The following is a 22,982-nucleotide window of genomic DNA, read 5'->3' as shown; positions in this document are numbered from 1 at the left end:
TGTGCAAAAGAACGGGACCAACAAAGAGATAAGGCGCTCCGGACAAGCCGAGGCGCCTCGTAAAGATTCGATTAAGAAACGGAGCGCGACGCGTACGTTTACGAAGCGGCAACGATGATGGCTTCGCCTTCCGCTTTAAGCGTCACCGTGAGCCCGCAGGCCTGCGCGAGCAGCCGCGTATAGTAAGGCTGGATCGCATGGGCATCCGCGGCGGGGCCACGCTCGCCGCTCAGGAGCTCGGAGATGTTCTGCGGCAAACGCGCATTGTGTCCGGTCGCAGTGATGCGAAAGCTCATCGTCTCGCCCTCGCCGATCGGGTCGATCGTCAGCATGCCGCCGCGCGGGATCGTGTGCTGGGCGACGACCAGCATGTTGAGCAGCAGCTTGACGCGATTCTTCGGCAGCAGGAGCCGCGGCAGATTCCAGGTGATCGAGCACTTGCCGTCCTCGATGTGGCCGCGCGCCATGGTCTGGGCATCGCCGAGATCGATCTGCGCGCCGGAGGAGCCGGCGGCGCCGAAGGCAAGGCGGCAGAACTGGAGCCGGGCCGAGGCGGTCTTGGCGCTCTTGCGAATCAGGTCGAGCGCGAACTCGCGGTCTTCGGGCTTGGGATCGTCGTCGAGCACTTCGAGCCCGTTGACGATGGCACCGACGGGGCTGATGAGATCGTGGCAGACCCGCGAGCACAGGAGCGCTGCGAGTTCGAGCATATCGGGAGCGGTAACGGGCGCGGGCGACGAGGCGTCAGACATATAAAGGGGTCCTGGAGGGTTCCTGGAATTGCACGGCGCAGGATGCCGCGAATCACGCATGCTTGACGGATGCTTAGGGTTCTAACATTCGCCAGCCCGCGGCAGCTAGCTTGCGATCGGTTCGAGGAGGCCATAAAGCGAATCAGTGGACGGGGAACGGAATTGCCGATGAATGAGGCATGCAGGTGATGCGGATCATCGACGGGGCGGCCGCATTCGGCCTGATGGAGCCGCTGACCGCGCTGGTGGTGAAGGCGGGCGAGGCGATCCTTGCCGTCAACCGCGCCGCCATGCGGATCGAGGGCAAGCCGGACGGCTCGCCAGTGACCGAGGCCGACCTTGCCGCCGACCGCATCATCGCCGACGGCCTGGCGCAGCTGGCGGGCGACGTTCCGACGCTGTCGGAAGAGCGGGCCCAGCTCGCCTCCCCGCCGTTTCAGGGCAGCTTCTTCCTGATCGATCCGCTCGACGGTACCAAGGAGTTCGTCGCCGGCCGCGACGAGTTCACCGTCAACCTCGCCCTCGTGACATCGGGCGAGCCGCTGCTCGGTATCGTCAGCGCGCCCGCGCTCGGCCTGCTCTGGCGCGGCATCGTCGGCCGCGGCGCCGAGCGGATGAAGGTCAACGGCGCAACCATCGGGGCGGCCGAGCCGATCCACACCCGCAAACTGCCGACGCGAGGGGAGCCCTGGATCGCGGCGGTGAGCCGCTCGCATGGCGATCCCAAGAGCGAGGCGTTCATCGACAACAGGCCCAATGCCGTCCGAAAGACGATCGGCTCAGCCGTGAAATTCGGCCGGATCGCGGAAGGCAGCGCCGACATCTATCCCCGCTTCGGGCCGACCTCGGAATGGGATGTCGGGGCCGGCTGCGCGGTCGTGACCGCGGCCGGCGGCAGGGTGACCGACGGCAAGGGCGGCGCACTCCGCTTCGGCCGGCGCAGCGACACCGGCTTCATCGTCCCGGAGTTCATCGCCTGGGGCGATCCGCAGGCGGTAGGCTGCTACTGACTGAGCTGTTCCTGAAGCGCCGGCCAGCGCTTGCCCACCTCATAGAGGAAGCGCTCGGGATTGGCGATGAAGGCGTCGCGATTGGTTTCCCGGCTGAACAGATAGAGCCGCTGCGCCACGATCGCGAAGAAATGGGGATTGCCGGCGACGGTGACGCCGCGGGCGATATCGGCAGGATCATAGCCGCCGAATTGCGGTCCGTAGATCTCGGGATGGGCCAGGAAAGAGGCGCGGTTGCCCTCGTTCCGGAAGCGCCAGACAGCGCCCCAGAGATTCGCCTCGAACTCTGCCCTCCCCGGCACGGCCGTGCCTGTGACGAAATAAGCAACGGGATCGAAGCCCTCGATGGCGACGCCGGTGAAGCGGTTGACGACGATCCGCTCGGTGGTGGCGGTCCATGCCGGCGACCCCGAGCAGATGATCCAAATGCCCGCCAACAGGCAGACGCGGAGGCCGATCAAGGCAATTCCGGGGCGCAAAGGGCTATCTTCCTGCCGTTGTGCCGTCATAGTTGCTGCGGATAACATCCGAGTCGAGGGGACATCCGGCGCAACCTAGAGCCGTGCCTGTTGGCGTCAGGTTAAGGAAGCGACCAGATTCGGTACCAGGGGTTATTTATGACTTTCGCATCACGCCTTGCTGCGCTCGCGCTTGCCGCGATGATCGGCTGGATCGTGCCGGCCTCAGCCCAGCAGGCGCCACCGCCCGACCTGCCGCCGCCGCAACGGACCCCGACGCCCAGCACCTATGGGCCGGACGAACTCGTCACGGCCGGCCACCGCTTCTTCGGCAACGTCTCGCGCGGGCTCGCCTCGATCATCGAGAAGGCGGTCAGCCAATGGGGCCTGCCCAACGGCTACATCCTGGGCGAGGAAGGCTCCGGCGCTTTCGTCGCCGGCCTGCGCTACGGTGAAGGCACGCTCTACACCAAGAATGCCGGCGACCTCAGAGTCTACTGGCAGGGCCCCTCGCTCGGCTTCGACTGGGGCGGCGACGGCGCCCGCACCATGACGCTGGTCTACAACCTGCCCGCCACCAACGCGATCTACCAGCGCTTCGGCGGCATCGACGGCTCGGCCTACATCATCGGCGGCTTCGGCATGACCGCGCTCACCGCCAACAACATCGTGCTGGTGCCGATCCGCTCCGGCCTCGGCCTGCGGCTGGGCGCCAATATCGGCTATCTCAAATTCACCCCGCGGGCGACCTGGAACCCGTTCTAAGGTCTCTCCCTCCCATCCGCCTACGGATCAAGGTTAACGACAGGCCAGGGCTGGCTTTTTGCCGGCCCCGCATGCATTGTCGTTGGTAAATTTTTCCTTAGCTCTGGGAGTTCTGGCCCATGGTCGAACCGATCATGTACCTGGCGATCGGTTTCCTGCTTTCGATGCTGTGCGGGCTCGCGATCGTGCCGCTGGTGCATAACCGCGCCGTGCGCCTGACCACGCGCCGGCTCGAGGCCGCCACCCCGCTGTCGATGGCCGAGATCCAGGCCGACAAGGACCAGCTCCGCGCCGAATTCGCCATGTCGGCGCGGCGGCTCGAGATGAGCGTCGATCAGCTCAAGAACAAGACCACGAGCCAGCTCGCCGAGCTCGGCAAGAAGAGCGACGCCATCAACCGCATGAAGATCGAGCTCGGCGAGAAGAACGCCACGATCTTCGCGCTGGAGGCGCGCGAGAGGGCGGTGAAGGAGCAGCTGCGCGCCACGGAGGAGGAATTCAACGCCAAGACCGAAGCCTTGCGCGCCGCAGAGATTGCGCTGGCCGACAAGCAGGCCGAGCTCGCCAAGATCAACTCCGAACTGTCCGACCGCTCGATGATGGCGGAGAGCCGCCAGGTCGAGCTCATCGCGGTGCGCGCGCAGATCGAGGAATTGAAGAGCCGCGTCGGCGATGCCGAGAAGGAATTTGCCGCCACGCAGGCGCGCCTGGCGCAGGAGCGGACCGAATCCGAGACCGCCTCGCGCCAGCTCGCCGAGGCCCGCGGCCGCGTCGAGAATCTGAGCCAGCGTGTCACCGAGCTCGATCGCCAGCTCATCGTGCAGGTCAAGGAGGCCGAGATGCTGTCCGGCCGCGTCGCCGACCTCGAGGGACGCCTCGCCACGCAGGGCAAGCTGCTCGCCGAGCGCGACTATGAGAACAACCAGCTGCGCCAGGCCAATGAGAGCAATGAGCGCACCATCAAGGAGCTGCGCGTCGAGATCGCCGCCTTGAGCGGCGGCAAGTCGTCGGCTGCAGTGGAGTCGCTGCGCGCCGAAAAGGCCGCGCTGGAGGAGCAGCTGCGCACAGCACGCGACGAGCGCGCCAAGCTTCAGCGCGACATCAACGCGATCCAGCAGCAGGCGGAGAGCTCCTGGGCGACCGAGCGCATGGAGAACGCGCTTCTGCGCGAGCGCATCAACGACATCGCGGCGGAAGTCGCAAAACTCGCGATGCAGCTCGAAGGCCCCAACTCGCCGATCGAGGCCCTGCTCGCGGCCGAGGCCGGCCAGCCGGCGAAGCCGGCGCCGCGCCCGGCCAACGACGCCAAGACCAACGGCGCTCCCGCGGCCCGCCTGCCCGAAGGCGGCGGAACGCTCGCCGAGCGCATCCGTGCGCTCCAGGCCCACGCCTCCCGCGCCCGCCAGCAGGGCGCGTAACCGGCAAAAATCCGGCTTCCCCTGCGGATTGCGCGACCTGCCGAAGGTTTTCCGCCCCCGCGGCGCCTGAAAACTTGACACCTTCGGCCCGCACTTCTAAATCGCGGGCTCCGATGCACCGGCCGGCCGAAAGTTATGGCCGCCTGCATGATGGTCCCGGGCGCATAGCTCAGCGGGAGAGCGTTCCCTTCACACGGGAGAGGTCCAAGGTTCGATCCCTTGTGCGCCCACCATTTCAAACCTGAATTCAATGATTTAGTCGCTGGCTTCCCCTGTAATGTGCCCCAAAAAAGCGGGGGCACAATAGGGGCACATCGGCTCCTACCTTGGTCAGTCGTTTCCGAGAAGCCAACCATCCAAGAGCAGACGGCAGGCGCGTTATTGCCGAGCATGTTTTCGTAAAGAGCATGCGATGCTGCTCTAGACTTGCGAGCAACAGCGACGACGCGCGTGAAGGCTTTGGTCTAGTCCGCAGCGCATGAAAGCGCCGCTCGCGATCATCGCGGATTCGATGGCAATTCCCGCCGAACATGGACTGCGGAGGTCTAGGTGGTTACAATTATGGGTTGACTCGTCTGGGGGCAGACGGGCGTACGAACAAGGGGGTAGGCCGTCTGTCGACCATCACCGCGACTGATCTCACGTCCGCGCTGACAGGGAATCCGGAAGCACTCGACGTTCACCTCATGTTGGTGGAGCGCGACGTCCTCATCGAGGGTCATTCGGTCAAGATCCACTGTCATTGCCTCACAGTGGATGGAAACGGCCGCGTCCAGCCGCACCGGCTGGCGGAGTTCATGCGGAACGCCGTAGTCGACTATGCGATACCGCGCTCGAAGCTCGCTGCAGCGAAAGCGCGCGACGCCAAGTACAATAGCACCGAGGCGGTCGCCGAACTCGTCGAGCGCGCCAAGCGGTCGTTCACCGATTTGGCGAAGACCGGAGAGGGCGGCGAGATGCTGCTGTTCTTATTGGCCGAGCGCTTCCTCAAGCTGCCTCAGATTCTGTGCAAGATGGATCTCAAGACAGACACGCGCCTACACTACCATGGAGCCGATGGGGTGTACGCTGGCGTGATGCCGGAAGGCATCCCGAAGCTCTACTGGGGTGAATCCAAAATCTACAAGGACGCGGGAGCCGCGATCCGCGACTGCCTCGCCTCACTCGCTCCCTTCCTCATTGAACCAGAACACGAGGAAACCGACAGGGAACGCGATCTGGTGCTCCTGAGCGACAAGGCCGACCTCAGTGATGCGACGCTCACCGACGCGCTGAAGAAGTATTTTGACAAGTCGTCGGTGATGTCCAAGCGGGTCCAATACTGCGGCGTGGCCCTGGTGGGCTTCGACGCGCCGTTCTATCCGAAAGATGACGTAAAGGCGATCGCGGAGGAGATCGTTGAGGCCTCACGCGCGGAACTGGCCGTTTGGAGCAAAAGGATCGGCGAGCGGCTCAAGTCGGAGAAGCTCGACCAGATGGAAATCGAGCTGTTTTGCATCCCGCTGCCGTCGGCCGACGGCTTCCGCGCCGCATTTCTCAGAGCGATGGGGATTAAGACGGAATGAGCCTAGTCGGTCTCCAGTCGTGGCTTCTTCAGGAAGGAATTCGCGACGATCTCGATGCGATCATTCGACTCACCGTGCGCACCGAACTTGACAACCTAGTGCCCGAACCCGCCGCCCCCTCTGCCGTGGCGATCGATTGGCCAAGGCTGCTGCTCGCCGGCAGCATATTGGCGCGGTCCGATCAACGGATCGACCAGGAGGCCGCGCTCCGGATCGCAACTGCGGCGATCTCTCTGACGGACGATCAAGCACTCAAGGACGCGGGCGCTGTCCTGTTGGGCAAGCTCTCCAATTACCGGGCCATCACGCTAGCCAACGATCGCCACCTACTGACGGCCGGTCTCGACCGGACGGCTAGGTGTGGCGCTGCGCCTTGAATCCCAGCGGCGCGAGATGGACCGTTCCATCCTGGTGGAATCGAGCGGCGCTTGGCTGCAGGTGAACGATTTTCAGCAACGCTTCTGGCCAATGCGGGCGGAGGAAGTTGGCTCTCGGCGTCCGCCCCCACTGCCTCCGGGAAGACGTTTCTCGTCCTTCAGTGGTTGATCGACCAACTAAGCGCGGGTGACACCCGGGTCGCAGTCTACCTCGCCCCTACCCGCGTGTTAGTTTCGGAGATCGAGACCACTCTCCAAGGTCTTCTCGGCAAGACCAAGCGCATCGAGGTGTCGTCCCTTCCCCTCCGTGACAAGTACGAAGCGGCGCGCGCTGGAGGCGCGCAAGTAATTCTAGTCTCCACGCAGGAGCGGCTGCACCTTCTCGCCAACGTGCTCGGCGACGCGTTCTCAATTGACCTGCTTATCGTGGACGAGGCGCACAAAATCGAGGACAGCCAACGCGGCGTGATCTTGCAGGACGCCGTAGAGCGGGCTAGCCGTGCGAACTCGAAGCTGAAGGTCGTATTCATCAGCCCCGCGACACAGAACCCGGAGGCATTGCTAACGGACGCGCCCGACGGTGTGCAGACTGTCGCCGTCGACAGCGACGCTCCCACCGTTCTCCAGAACCTGATCGTCGCGAACCAAACCCCACGCAAGCCGAAGCTCTGGAACCTGACCGTCCGACAGCAGGGTTCGACACTTCCAGTCGGAACGCTCCAGCTCGCAAGCACGCCAGCGGGACTTAGGAAGCGCCTCGCCTTCATCGCCGCAGCGGCGGGCCAGAGAGGCGGAACGCTCGTCTACACGAACGGCGCCGGAGAGTCGGAGGATGTCGCCGATCTGGTTAGCCAGCTCCTGCCTCAGCCTGGCTCAATCGATCCGGAGCTTGCACAGCTCGCCGACCTCGCCCGGAAGGGCGTACGCCCCAACTTCCGCCTTGCACCGCTCGTTGAACGCGGGGTCGCGTTCCACTTCGGCAATATGCCATCGACGCGGCATCGTGGCGCTTCGAGAGACTGGCCGCCGAAATGGACCCGAGCCGCATGAATGTGGTGAGCAGATAGGCGCCCGAGTCCTTGAGGTTGGCCGAGATGATCCGCGGGAACATCGAGTGGCACCGTACCACCGGTAGGACCTACAGCCTTCCGGTGCAGATCCGCAACACGATGGAGCTGGTCGAGCAAGTCGCGCGATTCAAGGCGCCGAAGTATCTGTCCGCCTACATGGATGTCCTGCACATGCATCTCCGCCAGATCAACCGTGAGGACCTGATTGATCACGGCTTGGACATCGGCACACAACTTGAGTTTGGTATTTCGTCGAGGACCCTCCTCTCACTCATGGAACTCGGTCTCTCCCGCATGAGCGCGGTTGCCTTGTACGAGAAGACCGATCTCAGTAAGGAGGAATGCGTGGCGTGGGTCACCGAACGCGAAGGTCAGCTCGAAGCCATGGATTTCCCGGTCATCATCGTCCGCGAGCTACGCGATCGGCTTCTGCCGCTCGACGACGTGGACAGCAATTCTACCGCTTGATTGGAATGGAGGTTTCACATGCCCGCGAAGCCGATCGACCTCGGCCCACTGCACTTCGCCAAAAGAGGTGACGCCGTTGCTTATTTGAATGACATGCTTCACCGGTACGACGTGGGCGATCGGGTTGGCGCCAATGACACAGTGATTCTACGAGCGGCACTGGAGCACCATCCCGATGCCGAGGCCAAGAAGGGATGCGGAATTACCCACTTTAACGTCCGAACTGCTGACTTCGGTACGAAATGCTTCTGGTTGAACCGTACTGACGGAACGACCGAAAAGTTTTCTCATAGGGCCTGTATCTACGGTACCTAGCTAAGCAATTCGCCGAGCTCGGTTGCATAGCGGTGCGCAGTTCTCGGCCTGGTCGGGCAAGATTTTCGCAGGTTCAAATTGCGGAGGCGCAACCACCGATACCGACATTCGGTTCAAGTTGCGATCTGATGGCTTAAGACCACGGCGTCCCGAACGCAGTGAGCATCTTCTAAGTTATTGATCTTTCTTGGTGTGGTGATCGTCCTCGTCCCGTTTTGTTCACGGTCGTTTCACCCAATTCGTTGCGATTTCATTGCTGCCTTTCGCAACGAGAACGGCGCTCGCTGAAACATCGAGCGTGCGTGTGGCAACGCAACGAGTAGGTTGCCGGCCGCTATTTCGCAGAGGGTCGACTTCCCGCGAGATCTCCAGGAGCGCCAGCAAGTACACTGATAGGGCGTTGCCGCTGCTCGACGGCATGAAGGCGCCCGAGAAAATTGTCGAAACGCGCCGCGGGAGATACTCAAGCCAATTTCGCCTAAACCGGAGACACCGGCGCCAGATCCAGACGAAGACGATATTGAGGATGATCTCGACGAAATCGATGAGGCGTCGCGGCAGGATCCGAAGTTGCCGCACTTTATTCACAATTCACACGGGGATGCAGATCCGCGGCCGCTCAAGGCATGGCTAATCAAACGGCTGATGCCAGCGGTGGGGCATGGCTTGCTGTCGGGTCAGTGGGGCGCCGGCAAAACATGGTGCACCATCTTGGTGCACGGTGAGCGAAGCAGATCGGGTTGGCGGGACGTTGGCCCATGCGCCGTTCTTCGTGGCGAGCTCCTTAATCCAGTCGGCGTCGTAGCCACGTCAGAAAGCTGCATCGATCCGCGCTTCAGACAAGATAGTCGCTTTCTGGCAAGCCGATTCTCGTGAGCCTCGTCGGGCGTCAGCGCCAGCCGGACCGGCAGGCCGTTGGCATCCACGAGTGCATGAATCTCACTGCGAGGAGGTGGAGGCGGCCGGCTTCGTACTGGACGCGGAAAGCACAATGCTCGCGAACAAGGACGATCCGCACTCGATGAAGGTGTTCGATCCCTCGATCAAGGGCGAGACCGATCGCTTCGCCTATCAGTTCGTGAAGCCATGACAGGTCCGGGATGTAGGATGGACGGAACTTCCTCTAATCGAGCGGCACATCAAGTTGGATTGTTGTGCCCTTTGGCTCGTTTGATGAGACCGCGATGCGTCCATTGAGTTGGGCAAGCAGGCTCTTGATCACCTTGAAGCCCAGGCTCGCTCGCGGCTGGTCCATATCGAAATCCGCCGGCAGTCCCACGCCCTGATCCGCTACCACGACATGCAAATCGGCTCCGCGCCCCGCGCCCGCCACCTGGATTTCGCCGGACTTGTCGGAGTAGGCGTGCTTCGCCGCGTTCGTGACAAGCTCATTGATCAGGAGGCCAAGCGGAATTGCCTTGTCCGCCGGAATCATCAGGTGGTCGAACTTACAGTCAATCTTGTAGGCGAGCGTTTCTTGCAGCTTCCTGCAAAGCTCGCCCGCGAAGTCCGCAATATCGACAAACCCGATCCTGGTGCTGCGCCACAGGTGGTCGTGAACCTGGGCGATCGTCGTGATGCGGGAAGCGGCGTCCTTGAGCGCGTTTTGAACTTCCTCGGACTGTGCGCTGCGGGACTGGACGCGGAGCAGGCCTACCACCGACGCCAGGCTGTTCTTGACACGGTGGCTCATCTCTCGAGTCAACATGGCTTGGTGCTCGAGGGCTTTTTGGAGCTCGGCGTCGGCATGCTGCCGCTCAATGGCGATGCCGAGCAGGCCCGCAAAGCCGGCAAGGAAATCAGCATCCGCGAGATCGAACTGACCCGAGTCAGCGCTGTCGACTTCCAGAACACCAAACGGTAGATGACCTTCGCCGCCCCGCGCGATGAGAACGTTGATGGCGCGCTTGATGCCGTGCTCCGACAGTAGTTTCGGCGTTCGAAAGCGGGTTTCTTCCTGCAGGTGGTTGGAAATGACGATTTGGCCGGTATGGAACGCGTAGCCGGCGGGAGACTCCAGATCGACGCCCAGGGATATCTGGCCGATCGTCTCCGGCGCCCATCCGACGCCTGCGCTCACCAGCAACCGTTTTTCCTCCGGCATGTACTCCAGGACCTTGGCAAAAGGTGTTTCGAGACCCTGGGCACAGAGCTGCGTCGCTCGTTGGAGTATCTGGCCGATGTCGCGGGTCTGCAGCGCGGTTCGGCCGAACTCGCCCAGCAAGGACTGTTGCCTCAACCGGTACGGAAGTTCCTGTCTGGTTGCCCCGGTCGATGCGACGGGAGACGTCACGGATTCTGTCCCCGTGAGGGTTGGCATGAACTCGTCCCTTCGAACCCTGGCTGGCCCGCCTTCGGCTTGTAGCATGATAAGTTACGCGCCTAACCTCTTTCCTAGCGTCTAGTGCTTGGCGCGGCCTTGCTGGAAAATACCCTAGTAGGATCTCAATTATGGAACTTACTGTTCCACCACGTCTTACCCTGCCGCGCGACTGCGACGAGGCAGCCAGGGGGAGATTGGCTTTGACCGATGCGGTTAAGATTCTGGTCGTCGAGGACGACCAGCTTATTCGGGCTATGGTCGAAGAAGCTCTTTCAGACGGCGGCTTTGCGTCCACCCTGACGGCGTCTGGCGAGGAAGCCATTACTCTTTTGCAGGCAGGACGACGAATCCAAATTCCGGGCGGTCGTGACCGACATCAACCTGCTGGGAAAGCTCGATGGATGGAAGGTCGGTCGCTCTGCCCGGGAGATCGATCCGACGATGCCCATCATCTACATGACCGGCACTCACGCGGAGGAATGGGCGTCCGAGGGCGTCCCAAACAGCCTACTGCTTGCAAAGCCCTTTGCCCCTGCTCAGATCGTAACCGCGATATCGCAGCTTCTTAACGCGGCCCCGCCGATCCCGCCCGCAGACTAGCGAGCCGGTCTCATGGGCGAGAAAGCTGAAGAACCAATCAAGCCTCGCTGGGCTAGTTCGACTAGGCTATCGAGGCCGAGCGGGCCGCATTGGAGGGCGCTCGTAAGCAACGCCCGTTGGGAGAAGCAGAAGCACAAGCTGAACTTCGCCGCGCGCCGGGCCCCAAAAAACATAGTTCACGCCGCCGCCGTTGCGCATCGCCATCAATGGCGCGGCGCAGGCCAACGTGCACCAGATCGAGTCCAAGGCGGCCTGAGCGAACGCGTATAACGGCCCGGCGTTTCAGGCACTACCCCCACTCGTCATCGAATGGGGGACGCCCGGCGGAAGGCCGCAGCGCCGCTTTTCTACGGCGCGCGCACAAACCACCTGAAGGGACGGCTCGAAATCCGTCTACCCGGCAGGTGCACGCTGCCGCTGAGCGGCATTAGAAGCCATCCCTTCCATTCGGCAGGAGGTGCGCGATCTCCGTCGCAAGTTGAGCTTGCGTGTAAGGTTTCGCGAGACGTGCGACGTCTACCACTTCGCTTCCTTCCAGTTCAGCGAACCCCGTCGCAAGCAAGATCGGAAGTCGAGGATATTGGCGGCGCACTTCTCGGGCCAATTCGATTCCTGTCATTCCTGGCATCGCGTGGTCGGTTATTAAAAGATCAGCAGCTAAGCCACTTTCAAGAAGCCGCAACGCCTCAATGGCGGAATGCGCTTCAATCACCTGATGTCCCAGGTCTTCCAGCAGATCGACAGTACTGCCGGCGATCAGAAGATCGTCGTCTACAAAAAGAATCTTCGCTGGCGCCGAGGCTTGGGTAACGATGTTCGGCGCGCGTCCGGAAGGCGGCGACGTTTCACTGGCAACGGGAAGCCAAAGTCTGGCGGTTGTCCCGCTTGAGGGGGTGCTTTCGAGCCGCAGGGCACCTCCGGATTGTTGCGCCAGGCCGAACACCATGGACAAACCCAAACCCGTGCCCTTGCCGACTCCCTTCGTTGAGAAGAAAGGTTCTACGGCCCGGGCCAGCGTTTGTGCGTCCATTCCTTCTCCAGTATCTCGCACCGAGAGCACCACGTATCGGCCTGGTTGGACACCAAGCTGATCGTCGATGTCGACAATTTGCTCGGACAGCCCGATCGTGAGGACGCCGCCAGTAATCATAGCGTCCCGGGCATTCACGGCGAGATTGAGCAGAGCCATTTCGAGCTGGTTCGGGTCGACGTCGACGACCGGCATATTGTCTTCGGCGTGAAGCTCGATCCGAACCATCGGACCCACCGAACGATCTATGAGGCCTATCATGTCTTCCACAAGACTTCGGACGTCTGTAGCTTGCGCCTTCAGTTCCTGCTTGCGCGCAAAAGCGAGTAGCCTTTGTGTTAGAGTGGCGCCACGGCGGGCGCCCTCCATGGCGCCATCCAGGAGCCTGTGAAGTCGAGCATCTTCACCTAGTTTTTTCGAAAGCAGGTCGAGGTTGCCGATGACAGCCATAAGCAGGTTATTGAAATCGTGCGCGACCCCGCCGACAAGTTGGCCCAACGCCTCGATTTTCTGTGCCTGCAGCAACGCTGCCTGGGCCCGCTCGCGACCCGCAATTTCTTCCCGGAGTTGACTGTTCGCCCGCTCAAGGTCAGCCGTTCTCTCCGCAACCAAACGCTCCAGTTCGGCAGAGGCGCCGCGCTGCGCCTCAAGGTACGCACGAGTTTGATACTGTCGTCTTCGAGCGCGCTCTGCGGAAAGTACCGTGGCCTGAAGCGTGATGGCCTGCAAGGGGCGCTCGAGAAAGCCCACGTTACGCAGGCGAATGACCAACTCCCGCCTGAACGCGGCAAACTTGCCACCTTCATTGCGGTTGGTCAGTACGACAAAGGGTTGATCGGACCACGGTGGCTGACGGCCCACCCAGTCCTCCAGAACGCGGGCATTATTGCCGTAGAGCGCCTCCTCCGCCACAACCACGACTTCGATGACCCACTCGAGATTCTCTATCACTTCCTGAAGCGTGTTGCAGACCACGGGACGTAAGCCTGCCCTTTCGATCAACTTGGCAACAGTTGCCGCGTCCCGTCCAATGGGCATCAGGACCAAAACCACGCCTTTTGGCGTTTCAGGCCGGACCATCGGTGTCCCGAGGCATCAAAGGTGCCTCCTCCCCCTTGTACACCGGCGTACCGCCGAAAATGCCACTGAAACCCTTTAGCGGGGGTCCGACGGTGATGCCTTGGTGGCTCAGTTTGAATTCTCGGATCGTATGTTCGTGATTGCCGCTTCGCTTTTTCACGACGGACAGTGCGCGCCGCACGCTGCCATCAAACTCGAAATAACGCAGCATCAGCACGCCATCGGCGAGATAACTAATGTCCAGCGGCGTATCCATCGGTCCGACGAGGCCATGCTGAGCCAGCACGAGGATGGTCAGGGCGCCGCGATGACTGAGATAGCTCAGCAGCTCGTGCATCTGAAGAATCAAAAAGCGCTCATCCGGCATCGCATTGAGATAGCCATTGAGGCTGTCGATTATCACTACCCGCGCGTCAGCACGTTCTACGCTGCTCCGCACCGCGTCGGCAAACTCGCCTGGCGCCATTTCAGCAGGGTCGATTTGCTGAAAATCGATCAAGCCTTTATCGAGCCCGTCTTGAAGTGGAAGTCCCAACGTCTTCGCTCGCGCACTCACAGTGCCGCGTCCTTCGTCGAAGGCAAAAATCACGGAGCGTTCGTTTCGGGCTGCGGCTGCGATCGCATAGGTAAGCGCCAGCGATGATTTTCCAACGCCCGCTGCACCGATGAGGAGCACATTCGTTCCGCGCTCAAGGCCACCGCCCAGAAGAGTGTCCAGTTCCGGATTGCCGCTCAAGACGACGTCGCTGTCGAATTCCTTATGATGTTCTGCTGCGACAAGTCGGGGGTAAACCATGAGACCACCATGCCGGATGGTGAAGTCGTGAAATCCCCCCTTGAATTCGATACCACGCATCTTCACGACACGAAGGCGTCGCCGCTGCGCGCCGTAATCGATTGCCAACTGTTCAAGAAGCACAACGCCATGGGCGATCGAATGCAATTGCAGATCGTTCTGCTGTGATGAAAGGTCATCAAGCAAAACCACAGTGGACTTGCGACCTGAAAAGAAGTGTTTCAACGCGAGGATCTGACGGCGGTATCTAAGGGGGCTTTGTGCCAGCAGGCGAAGCTCCGACAGGCTATCGAGTACAATTCGCGCCGGCGCCAGTGCCTCGACCCGGTCAAAGATCATCTGCGTGGTTTCGCTAAGCTCCATCTCGGCCGGATGCAGCACCGTGAGTTCCTGGCTCGGATCCAGCGTGGTCTCAGGCGGGATCAATTCAAAGATTGTAATGCCGTTGAGCGACCACCCATGACGCTTTGCGACCAGACGCAATTCTTGCTCAGTCTCCGATAGCGTGATGTAGAGGGTCGGTTCGCCGACGCGAACTCCTTCCAGCAAAAATTCCAGAGCGAGGGTTGTCTTGCCTGAACCGGGTTGGCCTTCAAACAGATGCATTCTCTCGGGATCAAAGCCGCCTCCGAGAATGTCATCTAGACCAAAATTTCCGGTGGAAATCCTCGGGAGCTCACAGCCGTCGAGCAACCGCTTTTCCTCATCCATATCAACCCCCGTTTCGCCGCAGGCGGAGCCGCCTTTGATTTATGGAAACTTCTGCTCCCGTGCAGGGTTCCCCGGCCAAGCCGGAGCCTCGACGGCGATACTCACCACTTGCGATCCTGTGGTCTTAAGCATTGCTCGGCCGGCCACGGCGACAGGGGCACAATGCCACGGTGTACGGAACAATCCCGCATCCAAATACGTTGAACCTGTTTGGGAGCGCTCCACCCGTTGAAAACACTGCAAACAAAGCTCGACGGGGTCGCCGACGCGCGGCCGCTTCAACTGCTCATCGACTCCATCGTGGACTACGCCATCTACATGATCGATGTAGATGGCACCGTGCGCAGTTGGAACTCCGGTGCCGAGCGATTGAAGGGCTACTCAGCGGACGAGATCATCGGCAAGTCCTTCTCATTGTTTTATCCGCCCGAGGATCGCGCGAAAGAGCTTCCCCAAACAGCGTTGAAAATTGCGGCAGAGACCGGCCGGTTCAGTTCCGAAGGGTGGCGCGTCCGCAAAGACGGGACCCGCTTTTGGGCGTTAGTCGTCGTGGATGCGATCCGCGACGAGCAAGGTCAGGTGATCGGCTTTGCAAAGGTCACGCGCGACATCACAGAACGTCAGCAGGCCCACAACGATCTGCTGGAGAGCGAGCGACGATACCGTCGATTGATCGAGGCTGTTGTCGATTATGCGATTTTTCAGCTGGATCCTGCCGGCAATATAACCACCTGGAATCCGGGTGCACAGCGCATCAAAGGCTACGATCCGGATGAAATTATCGGTCAGCACTTCAGTCGCTTCTACACGCCTGAAGATATTCAAACTGGCGTACCGAAACGGGCGCTCGCCGAAGCGGCCAAATTGGGACGCTTCGAGGCTGAAGGTTGGCGAGTGCGAAAGGACAGCAGTCGCTTTTGGGCGTCAGTTGTCATCGATCGCATCACCGACGAGGCCGGCGAATTGGTTGGGTTTGCAAAAGTAACGCGTGACGTAACCGAGCGAAAGCAGGCCCAGGACGAACTCCAGCGCACTCAGCAGCAGTTAGCCGCCTCTCAGAAGCTCGAAGCGGTAGGCCAGCTCAGCGGCGGGATCGCGCACGACTTCAATAATCTCCTGATGATCGTGCTTGGCAACCTTGAGACCGCGGAGCGGAACAGCCGCGGCCTGACTAACAGCACGAATCTTCAGCGGGCACTCGCCAATGCCAAGCGGGGCGCGCAGCGTGCCGCAGCACTGACTAGCCGCCTGCTCGCATTCTCCCGTCGGCAAGCGCTGGATCCGCAGCCTATCAATCTGAATATTTTTCTGAATGGATTGCAGGAGTTTCTGCAACGTACCCTCGGTGAACGCATCGAAGTTCAAACCGTCGGAAGTGCGGGTCTCTGGTCGATCGAGGCTGATACCAACCACCTCGAGTCTGCCATTATCAATCTCGGTATCAACGCACGCGACGCGATGCCGGATGGCGGCAAACTCACGGTCGAGGCTATGAACGTATTAGCTGACGAGGACTATTGCCGAGTGAATCCTGAGCTCTCCCCGGGCCATTATGTCATCGTTTGCGTAACAGACACTGGGACCGGGATGACCGCGGACGTCCTCAATCATGCTTTCGAGCCTTTTTTTACCACGAAAGAGCTCGGGCAAGGGACAGGCCTCGGACTTAGCCAAGTCTATGGTTTCGTAAAGCAGTCGGGTGGGCACGTGAAGATCTACAGCGAAGTCGGCCAAGGTACCAGCATCAGAATGTATTTCCCCCGCTACCATGGAGATGCTCGACCCGCCGAGGGTAATGCAGACGAGTTTCGCCCGGAAGGTGAGAAACTGGAGACGATACTCGTCGTCGAAGATGATACGGACCTGCGTGCATATGTTTCTGAGCTTCTGCGAGATTTAAATTATCGCGTGGTTGTGGCATCCAGCGCCCAGGCTGCCTTGACCATCCTTCTGCAGGAAGAGCCGAAGGTTGATCTTGTGCTGACGGATGTCGTCATGCCGGGAATCAATGGACGGGAGATGGGCCGGCGCGCACAGCAGATCCGCCCAGGCATCAAGATCCTGTACATGACAGGTTACTCGCGAAATGCCGTGGTCCACCAAGGGCGCCTTGATGAGGGCGTCGAGCTATTAGAGAAGCCGATCTCTCAGGCAAAACTCGCTTTTCGTGTGCGCGAAATGTTAGACCGGCTTGACCAATACTGAATTGAATTCGCGCCAGCGCAGGCCGTGATCCGGTACACAGGTCAATTCTATTCGCTCTTCTTGTTGGCCAAAGTGCTCCGCGTCGAGAATCTGACGGCGAACTACATGCTTATCGGCGCCACTATCATCACCGTGCCTCTGTATGTCGTGTTCGTCAGTCTTTCGGACAAGATCGGCCGCCGCAAGGCGTATGTCGCTGTGGCCCGAGTATGCGTGGCCGCACCCCAACTTTTTCGGCGCCCGCGGTCGACCTCAGTCGAAATGCGGAGGCGTACAAAATCGCGCCAATGACGGAGAGAGTGTCAGTCAATCCCAAATGAAAGATAAAGCATTTTTAAGTTTCTTGGGCGCCAAAACCCGCCATTCGAGCTACGGCCGAACACAACTGTCTGCGGCATGCTCGAGCATTTCTCTAAGACAGAGGCCGTTAGAATGACCTATGAAAAGAACGAGGGCCGATGGCCCTCGCAGTCTGGGAGAACAGACAAAAGCAGTATCCGGCAGCCGTCATGACATGGTCGGCATGACGAATTCGGCACCGGCCCGTATTCCGGTTGGCCAGCGGCTTGTCACTGTCTTCATTCGCGTGTTGAAGCGGACGCCTTCCGGTCCATGCATGTGATGATCGCCGAAGATCGACGCTTTCCATCCACCGAATGAGTGGAAGGCCATCGGCACCGGAATCGGAACGTTGATGCCGACCATGCCGACCTTGATCTGGTGAGCAAATTCACGAGCAGCATCGCCGTCACGTGTGAAGATCGATGTCCCGTTGCCGAACTCGTGCTCATTGATCAGCCGCGCGGCCGTCGCATAATCCGGTGCTCGCACGACCGAGAGCACTGGCCCGAAGATCTCCTCCTTGTAGATCTTCATGCTCGGCTTGACGTGATCGAACAAAGTCCCGCCCAGGAAGAAGCCGTCTTCGTAGCCCTGCATTTTGAATTTGCGTCCGTCGACGAGCAACTTCGCGCCGTCCGCAACGCCCGCATCGATGTAGCTTCGGACCTTGTCCAGATGCTGCTTCGTGACAATAGGACCCATCTCGGCCTCGGGATGGGTACCCGGCCCGACCTTCAGGCCTCGAACCTTCGGCTCCAAGGCTGAGATCAGCTTGTCCGCGGTCCCCTCGCCGACCGGTACGGCAACAGAAATCGCCATGCAGCGTTCGCCGGCGGAGCCGTAAGCGGCACCCATCAGTGCATCAACCGCCTGATCCATGTCGGCATCGGGCATCACGATCATGTGGTTCTTGGCGCCGCCGAGAGCCTGACAGCGTTTTCCGGTATTCGCGGCGGTCGAATAGATGTACTGCGCAATGGGCGTGGACCCTACGAAGCTGACCGCCGAGACGTTCGGATGATGCAGTAGCGCGTCGACGGCTTCCTTATCACCCTGCACCACGTTGAAGACGCCATCCGGCAGGCCGGCTTCCTTCAGCCATTCCGCCATGATTAGCGAAGCGGATGGATCACGTTCCGACGGCTTCAGGATGAAGGTGTTTCCGCAGGGGGCTCCGCTTGAACTGTTCGAGCAGCCTCGTACGGGCTTTGTGGCCGGCTTCCTCGGGTCTCCGTCGATCAACCTCGTCCCGGCGACCCTCAAGACAAGCGGCGGCTGCGCCGCAGTTGTGTTTCAGTCCGGCGGTGCGCTGACGCTTCCGAATGCAAGAGCCAAATTGCGGACAGGTGCGGATGGCCAAGAAGTTCTGGTGGGCATTCGACCCCAGCACTTCAGCCGGGCTGGCGGCGGACCTCCGCGCGACGGGGTGGTCTCCTATTCGGCCGTCGTCGACCTCATTCAGCCGACGGGGACCCGTACATTCACCACCATCAAGATCGGCGGCGTCGATGCGGTCGCGGAGTTGCAGGCTCATGACGTCAGCAGCCATGGCGAGCGGATCAACCTCGCCATCGACCTCAATCGCGTGGTGCTGATCGATCCGGCCAGCGGCCTGGTCATCTCGTAACGAGCGCCGGCAATCTGGAGAACGGGAGGAAAAAATGGCGTCGAGACTGTTTGCCACCGGAATTGGAGCTCCGGAGGGGCCGGTGTGCCTGCCCGATGGATCGATGTATGTGACCGAAATGTCCGCGTCGACCCTTTGCATCACACGGCTTGACTCTCGCGGCAATCGCAGGGTGATCCGGACGACTGGCGGGCGTCCGAACGGGTTGACGACTGATGGCCACGGCCGGATCTGGATCGCGGAAGCAGGCCTCCGGGCGCTGATCTGCATCGACGACGGCGGAAACGAGATCCGGCGCATGCAGGGCGAAGGTACGGACCGCTTTCTATTTCCGAACGATCTTTGCTTCGGCCCGAACGGACTGCTCTACCTGACCGACTCCGGCATGGCGGCCGAAGATTTCATCAACGGCCAGGCCTTCGTCGACGGCTATATGGACCTTGATTGGGACGGCCGTGTGTATGAGATCGATCCGGCGGCCATGAAGGTGCTACGCGTGCTCGATCGGAAGATCCGCTTCACCAACGGCATTGCTTTCGGCTCCGACAATCACCTCTATGCCAACGCGTCCTTCACCGGCGAGATCTACCGATATGACGTGCTCGGCGAAGCCTCGCCTAGACGCGAGGTCTTCGGCAACGTCCTGCAACCGAATGCCAATCCCGATTTCAAAGGTCCGGACGGGATGGCCTTCGGCACGGATGGCCGCCTCTATTGCACGGTCTACAACCAGAAGAACGTCAGGGTGCTGGACCGACGGGGTGAAGTCGTCGACCGGCTGATCCTGGATGGGCCGCAGCCGACGAATTGTGCCTTCACGCTCGAGGGCAAGAAGCTACGCGTGACTGAAGTCGGCAAGGGGCAAGTCGAAGAGATCGATATGCCCTGCGAGGGCCTGCCGCTGCATCTGCCGAAGTTCGCCTGACGAGGTGCCTCGCGGTTTTGTCCCGCAAGGCGTCCCGCAGATGCGTCAAAGGAAGCCGATCGATAGCCAGGGCACGGCCGCGACGATCAGCGTGCCGATCAAAAGCGCGATCATGTAGCCCACGATCGGCTTCATGCCCTCGTCCGGGTTGATGCGGCTGATGGCGCAAGCCGCGTAGTAGCCGACGCCGAACGGTGGCGCGAACAGGCCGATGCCCATCGCGAGAACGACCACCATCGCGTAGTGGACATCGTGCACCCCGACCTGCCGCGCGATCGGGAACAGGAGCGGGCCGAACAAGACGATGGCCGGGATCCCTTCCAGAACGCTGCCCAGGATCACGAAGGTCACGATCGTCACGGCAAGGAAGACAGGTACTCCGCCGGGAAGGCTGGTCATGAACTTTGCAAGAGAGGCAGAAAATCCCGACTGGGTCAGCGCCCAGGCCATGCCCGTCGCCGCGCCGATGATGAGCAGGATCGCCCCCGACAGCGAAGCCGTCTCGACCAGCATCGGATAGATGCGGCGCCAGTCGAACTGGCGATAGATGAAGAGTCCCGCACAGGCCGAGTACAGGATCCCGATGGTCGAGACCTCCGTTGCCGTCGCAACGCCTTCGACGACGGCGGTCCGGATCACGAATGGCAGCGCGATGGCCGGTATCGCGATCACAAAGGCGCGGCCAATCTGCCGCCCCGTCGCCCGTTTGACGTGAGACAGGTCCTCGCGGCGGTATCGCCACCACACCACGGCCGCGAGCATGATAGCGAGCACCACGCCCGGAAGCAACCCGCCGGTGAACAGCGCCGAGATCGACACACCGGTCACCGAGCCGATCGTGATCAGAACGAGTGACGGGGGAATCGTCTCGGTCTGCGCCCCCGTCGCGGCCAGGAGCGCAACGAGATCGCCGGGCTTGGCCCCACGCTGCCGCATCTCGGGAAACAGCACTGGAGCCACCGCAGCCATGTCCGCCGCCTTGGAGCCGGAGATGCCTGAGACCAGATACATCGCCCCGACCAGCACGTAGTGCAGTCCGCCACGCACGTGGCCCAAAAGGCTTGCCAGGAAGCTGACCATGGCGCGCGCCATGCCCGTCATCTCGATCAGAAGGCCGAGAAAGACGAAGAGAGGCACGGCAAGCAGGATCAAGTGGCTCATGCCCTCGTCCATTCGTCCGATCATCACGACGTCGGGCGTGCTGGTTGTCAGGGCGAGATAGCCGACCGTGGCGAGGCCAAATGCAAACGCGATCGGCACGGCCGCAAAGACCATCGCGCCGACCACGAAAACGAAGAAGATCAGAAGATTCAGATTGCCAAGTGCCTTCAAGACCGGCGCCAGCAGAATGAACGTTCCGATGATGCCTGCGACGATCGCCAGGGAGGCCAGCAAGCTGCGCAGGCTCGCGATGCGGATGAGCCGGAGGACGGCTGCGATCAGCATCAGCCCGATGCCGATCGGCAGCGCTGCCGCACGCCAGGTGTTGACGATCTCGAGCGCCGGAGTGGTGACGAAGGCCTCGTCGGCGGCGAATTCATAGGCCGGCCAAACGACGAGCACGAGAAATGCCAGCGACGCCGCGGCCGCTATGACATCCAGGAACGCGCGGAGCTCCGCACTGAGCACGCCGACGATGGCGGTCATCCGCATGTGCTCGCCGCGCTGGAACGCAATCACAGACCCGAGCATGGCGAGCCAGAGGAAGAGAATGCCGGCAAGCTCGTCGGACCAGACGATCGGCGAGCGGAATACGTATCTGCCCACGATGCCCGCGGACAGCACCACGATCTCCGCCAGCACGAGCAAGGCCGCCGGGACTGCGACAGCGTGGCCAAGCACCATGTTCGCTGTCACCACCCATCGGCGCGAATTCGCTTGAGATCTGCCGGCCGCGAGCCCGGTATCCACATGCGGCGTATGGCTCACGCTGGTCATGATAGCTGGCCCGCGGCTTTTTCAAGGTGAGACCATGCCTCCTCGCCAAACTTGCCCTTCCAGTCGGCGTAAAAGCTGGTCTTAGACAGCGCCTGGCGGAAAGCGGCACGATCGACGTCGATGAACTTGAGACCTTTGGTCGACAGATCGGCGCGCAGGGACTGGCTGAGCTTTGCGATGTCTGCCCGCTGATCGACCGCGGAGCGATCGAGCTCGCGCGTCACGATCTCCTGCACATCCTTGGGCAGGCGCTCGAAGGCGCGCTTGTTGCCCAGAATCCAGTAGCCATCCCAGACGTGCCCGGTGAGGCTACACGTGCTCTGCACTTCGTAAAGACGCGCGGTCGCGATGATCGGCAACGGATTCTCCTGGCCGTCGACGACCTTGGTCTGCAACGCGGAATAGACCTCGTTGAAGTTGATCGGCGTCGGCCCGGCGCCGAGCGCCTTGAAGAGCGAGGTGAGCAGCGGCGCGGGCGGAACGCGGATCTGGAAATTCTTCAGATCATCCGGCGTCCGGACCTCGCGGCCCGACGAGGTCACCTGACGAAAGCCGTTGTCCCAGGCCTTCGAAACCGCCATGATTGGCGTCTTGGCGATTTGCGCCCGGATGTAAGTGCCGAGGTCGCCGTCCATCGCCTTCCATACGCTGTCGTAGTCGGCGAATGCGAAGCCGGTGTTCACAATGCCTGCGCTAGGTACGAGGGTGGCAAGAATCGAGGACGATTGGTTGAAGAACTCGACGCCGCCGCTGCGAACTTGGGTCAAAAGCTCGGTGTCGGAGCCGAGCTGGTTGGCCGGAAATAGCCTGATCTCCAGCCGACCGCTCGTCGCTTCGCGGATACGGTCGATCGCCTCTTGCGCCCGGATATTCACCGGATGCGTTGGGTCCTGTCCGGTCGCGAACTTGTAGACGAACTCGGCGGCAGACGCCGGGCGGGTGAGAATCCCGCAGAGAGGAACGGTGGTGGCGGCCATCAACAGCGAACGGCGACTGATGCTTCCGGGCTTCGATGCAGTCATGTTTTCCTCCTGGTCCTTCATTGACGTTGCTGCCCGTTGCATCAGCGCAGGCTGACGTGCAGCTTTCCGGGTTCTTCGCTTGCCGGCTCTCGACCACCGGCATTTGGGCAGGAGCAATCACTCGCCGCCGCAACATGCGACGGGCGTAGCTCCTCACCTGGGCTTGGCTAAGTTGGCGCTTAGCG

At 61.2% G+C, this 22,982-nt stretch carries 19 protein-coding genes, 1 tRNA gene and 2 pseudogenes; 13 read left to right on the top strand and 9 right to left on the bottom strand.

Annotated features, from left to right (window positions below):
- Nucleotides 1–98: 98 nt before the first annotated feature.
- Nucleotides 99–752, bottom strand: coding sequence for a histidine phosphotransferase ChpT (gene chpT, locus ABIA42_RS02765; protein WP_271527690.1), 654 nt, complete (start codon nucleotides 750–752; stop codon nucleotides 99–101).
- A 179-nt stretch (nucleotides 753–931) separates the two neighbouring features.
- On the opposite strand from chpT, the gene ABIA42_RS02760 reads away from it, so the two are divergent.
- Nucleotides 932–1,762 (top strand): 3'(2'),5'-bisphosphate nucleotidase CysQ, encoded by an 831-nt coding sequence (locus ABIA42_RS02760; RefSeq protein WP_271527691.1) that lies wholly within the window; start codon nucleotides 932–934, stop codon nucleotides 1,760–1,762.
- On the opposite strand, the gene ABIA42_RS02755 is transcribed toward ABIA42_RS02760, so the two are convergent.
- Nucleotides 1,756–2,241 carry a YHS domain-containing (seleno)protein gene (locus ABIA42_RS02755; RefSeq protein WP_271527692.1) on the bottom strand — a complete coding sequence of 162 codons (486 nt, stop codon included), beginning with the start codon at nucleotides 2,239–2,241 and terminating at the stop codon, nucleotides 1,756–1,758. The genes ABIA42_RS02760 and ABIA42_RS02755 overlap by 7 nt on opposite strands.
- Before the next feature lie 138 nt (nucleotides 2,242–2,379).
- On the opposite strand from ABIA42_RS02755, the gene ABIA42_RS02750 reads away from it, so the two are divergent.
- The 8 genes from ABIA42_RS02750 to ABIA42_RS02715 all read left to right on the top strand — a co-directional run bounded on the left by ABIA42_RS02750 (nucleotide 2,380) and on the right by ABIA42_RS02715 (nucleotide 8,198).
- Complete coding sequence (locus ABIA42_RS02750) at nucleotides 2,380–2,985, top strand: DUF1134 domain-containing protein (protein WP_271527693.1); 606 nt, start codon at nucleotides 2,380–2,382, stop codon at nucleotides 2,983–2,985.
- A 119-nt stretch (nucleotides 2,986–3,104) separates the two neighbouring features.
- Nucleotides 3,105–4,403: a hypothetical protein gene (locus ABIA42_RS02745; protein ID WP_271527694.1), complete on the top strand. Its 1,299-nt coding sequence runs from the start codon at nucleotides 3,105–3,107 to the stop codon at nucleotides 4,401–4,403.
- 158 nt (nucleotides 4,404–4,561) lie between these two features.
- A tRNA-Val gene (locus tag ABIA42_RS02740) sits at nucleotides 4,562–4,636 on the top strand.
- Between the two features lie 333 nt (nucleotides 4,637–4,969).
- A complete protein-coding gene (locus ABIA42_RS02735) occupies nucleotides 4,970–5,968 on the top strand; it encodes a DUF1837 domain-containing protein (protein WP_231088509.1) in 999 nt (332 codons plus the stop codon).
- Nucleotides 5,965–6,345, top strand: coding sequence for a hypothetical protein (locus ABIA42_RS02730; RefSeq protein ID WP_011084976.1), 381 nt, complete (start codon nucleotides 5,965–5,967; stop codon nucleotides 6,343–6,345). The genes ABIA42_RS02735 and ABIA42_RS02730 overlap by 4 nt, the downstream gene beginning before the upstream one ends.
- Before the next feature lie 51 nt (nucleotides 6,346–6,396).
- Complete coding sequence (locus tag ABIA42_RS02725) at nucleotides 6,397–7,395, top strand: DEAD/DEAH box helicase (RefSeq protein ID WP_014497703.1); 999 nt, start codon at nucleotides 6,397–6,399, stop codon at nucleotides 7,393–7,395.
- Between the two features lie 44 nt (nucleotides 7,396–7,439).
- The gene (locus tag ABIA42_RS02720) at nucleotides 7,440–7,883 is read left to right on the top strand and encodes a hypothetical protein (RefSeq protein ID WP_231088689.1); all 444 of its coding nucleotides are present in this window, start codon (nucleotides 7,440–7,442) and stop codon (nucleotides 7,881–7,883) included.
- Between the two features lie 18 nt (nucleotides 7,884–7,901).
- Nucleotides 7,902–8,198, top strand: a complete 297-nt coding sequence (locus ABIA42_RS02715) for a DCL family protein (protein WP_011084973.1) — start codon at nucleotides 7,902–7,904, stop codon at nucleotides 8,196–8,198.
- Nucleotides 8,199–8,939: 741 nt separating this feature from the next.
- On the opposite strand, the pseudogene ABIA42_RS02710 reads toward ABIA42_RS02715, so the two are convergent.
- Both ABIA42_RS02710 and ABIA42_RS02705 read right to left on the bottom strand, forming a co-directional pair.
- Nucleotides 8,940–9,142 (bottom strand): annotated as a pseudogene (locus ABIA42_RS02710) (transposase); the annotation flags it as partial.
- 179 nt (nucleotides 9,143–9,321) lie between these two features.
- Nucleotides 9,322–10,518 (bottom strand): sensor histidine kinase, encoded by a 1,197-nt coding sequence (locus ABIA42_RS02705; protein WP_014497705.1) that lies wholly within the window; start codon nucleotides 10,516–10,518, stop codon nucleotides 9,322–9,324.
- Between the two features lie 369 nt (nucleotides 10,519–10,887).
- Between ABIA42_RS02705 and ABIA42_RS02700 the strand changes: the two genes are divergently transcribed.
- On the top strand, nucleotides 10,888–11,121 hold the full coding sequence (locus ABIA42_RS02700; protein ID WP_370115688.1) for a response regulator: 234 nt from the start codon (nucleotides 10,888–10,890) through the stop codon (nucleotides 11,119–11,121).
- Between the two features lie 427 nt (nucleotides 11,122–11,548).
- On the opposite strand, the gene ABIA42_RS02695 is transcribed toward ABIA42_RS02700, so the two are convergent.
- The gene (locus tag ABIA42_RS02695; protein ID WP_014497707.1) at nucleotides 11,549–13,231 is read right to left on the bottom strand and encodes an ATP-binding protein; all 1,683 of its coding nucleotides are present in this window, start codon (nucleotides 13,229–13,231) and stop codon (nucleotides 11,549–11,551) included.
- Nucleotides 13,218–14,738, bottom strand: a complete 1,521-nt coding sequence (locus ABIA42_RS02690) for an ATPase domain-containing protein (protein ID WP_011084967.1) — start codon at nucleotides 14,736–14,738, stop codon at nucleotides 13,218–13,220. Before ABIA42_RS02690 ends, ABIA42_RS02695 begins: the two co-directional genes overlap by 14 nt.
- A 228-nt stretch (nucleotides 14,739–14,966) precedes the next feature.
- Between ABIA42_RS02690 and ABIA42_RS02685 the strand changes: the two genes are divergently transcribed.
- Nucleotides 14,967–16,943, top strand: a complete 1,977-nt coding sequence (locus ABIA42_RS02685; protein ID WP_225895010.1) for a PAS domain-containing sensor histidine kinase — start codon at nucleotides 14,967–14,969, stop codon at nucleotides 16,941–16,943.
- Nucleotides 16,944–17,450: 507 nt separating this feature from the next.
- On the opposite strand, the pseudogene mmsA reads toward ABIA42_RS02685, so the two are convergent.
- Nucleotides 17,451–18,452 (bottom strand): annotated as a pseudogene (mmsA, locus tag ABIA42_RS02680) (CoA-acylating methylmalonate-semialdehyde dehydrogenase); the annotation flags it as partial.
- Between mmsA and ABIA42_RS02675 the strand changes: the two are divergent.
- Together ABIA42_RS02675 and ABIA42_RS02670 are read left to right on the top strand one after the other, a co-directional pair.
- Nucleotides 18,436–18,912, top strand: coding sequence for a hypothetical protein (locus tag ABIA42_RS02675; RefSeq protein WP_202557216.1), 477 nt, complete (start codon nucleotides 18,436–18,438; stop codon nucleotides 18,910–18,912). The pseudogene mmsA and the gene ABIA42_RS02675 sit on opposite strands and share 17 nt — an antisense overlap.
- Before the next feature lie 34 nt (nucleotides 18,913–18,946).
- Nucleotides 18,947–19,837 (top strand): SMP-30/gluconolactonase/LRE family protein, encoded by an 891-nt coding sequence (locus ABIA42_RS02670; protein WP_011084962.1) that lies wholly within the window; start codon nucleotides 18,947–18,949, stop codon nucleotides 19,835–19,837.
- A gap of 45 nt (nucleotides 19,838–19,882) precedes the next feature.
- Here ABIA42_RS02670 and ABIA42_RS02665 read toward each other — a convergent pair whose 3' ends face one another.
- On the bottom strand, nucleotides 19,883–21,775 hold the full coding sequence (locus tag ABIA42_RS02665; RefSeq protein ID WP_011084961.1) for a TRAP transporter large permease subunit: 1,893 nt from the start codon (nucleotides 21,773–21,775) through the stop codon (nucleotides 19,883–19,885).
- Nucleotides 21,772–22,797, bottom strand: coding sequence for a TRAP transporter substrate-binding protein (locus ABIA42_RS02660; RefSeq protein ID WP_014497714.1), 1,026 nt, complete (start codon nucleotides 22,795–22,797; stop codon nucleotides 21,772–21,774). Before ABIA42_RS02660 ends, ABIA42_RS02665 begins: the two co-directional genes overlap by 4 nt.
- Between the last annotated feature and the right edge of the window lie 185 nt (nucleotides 22,798–22,982).

Origin of the sequence: Bradyrhizobium sp. USDA 327, assembly GCF_041262065.1 — a bacterium.
GTDB lineage: Bacteria > Pseudomonadota > Alphaproteobacteria > Rhizobiales > Xanthobacteraceae > Bradyrhizobium > Bradyrhizobium liaoningense.
Note: the sequence above shows the minus strand (reverse complement) of the source record. Positions and strands in the feature narration are given on the sequence as shown.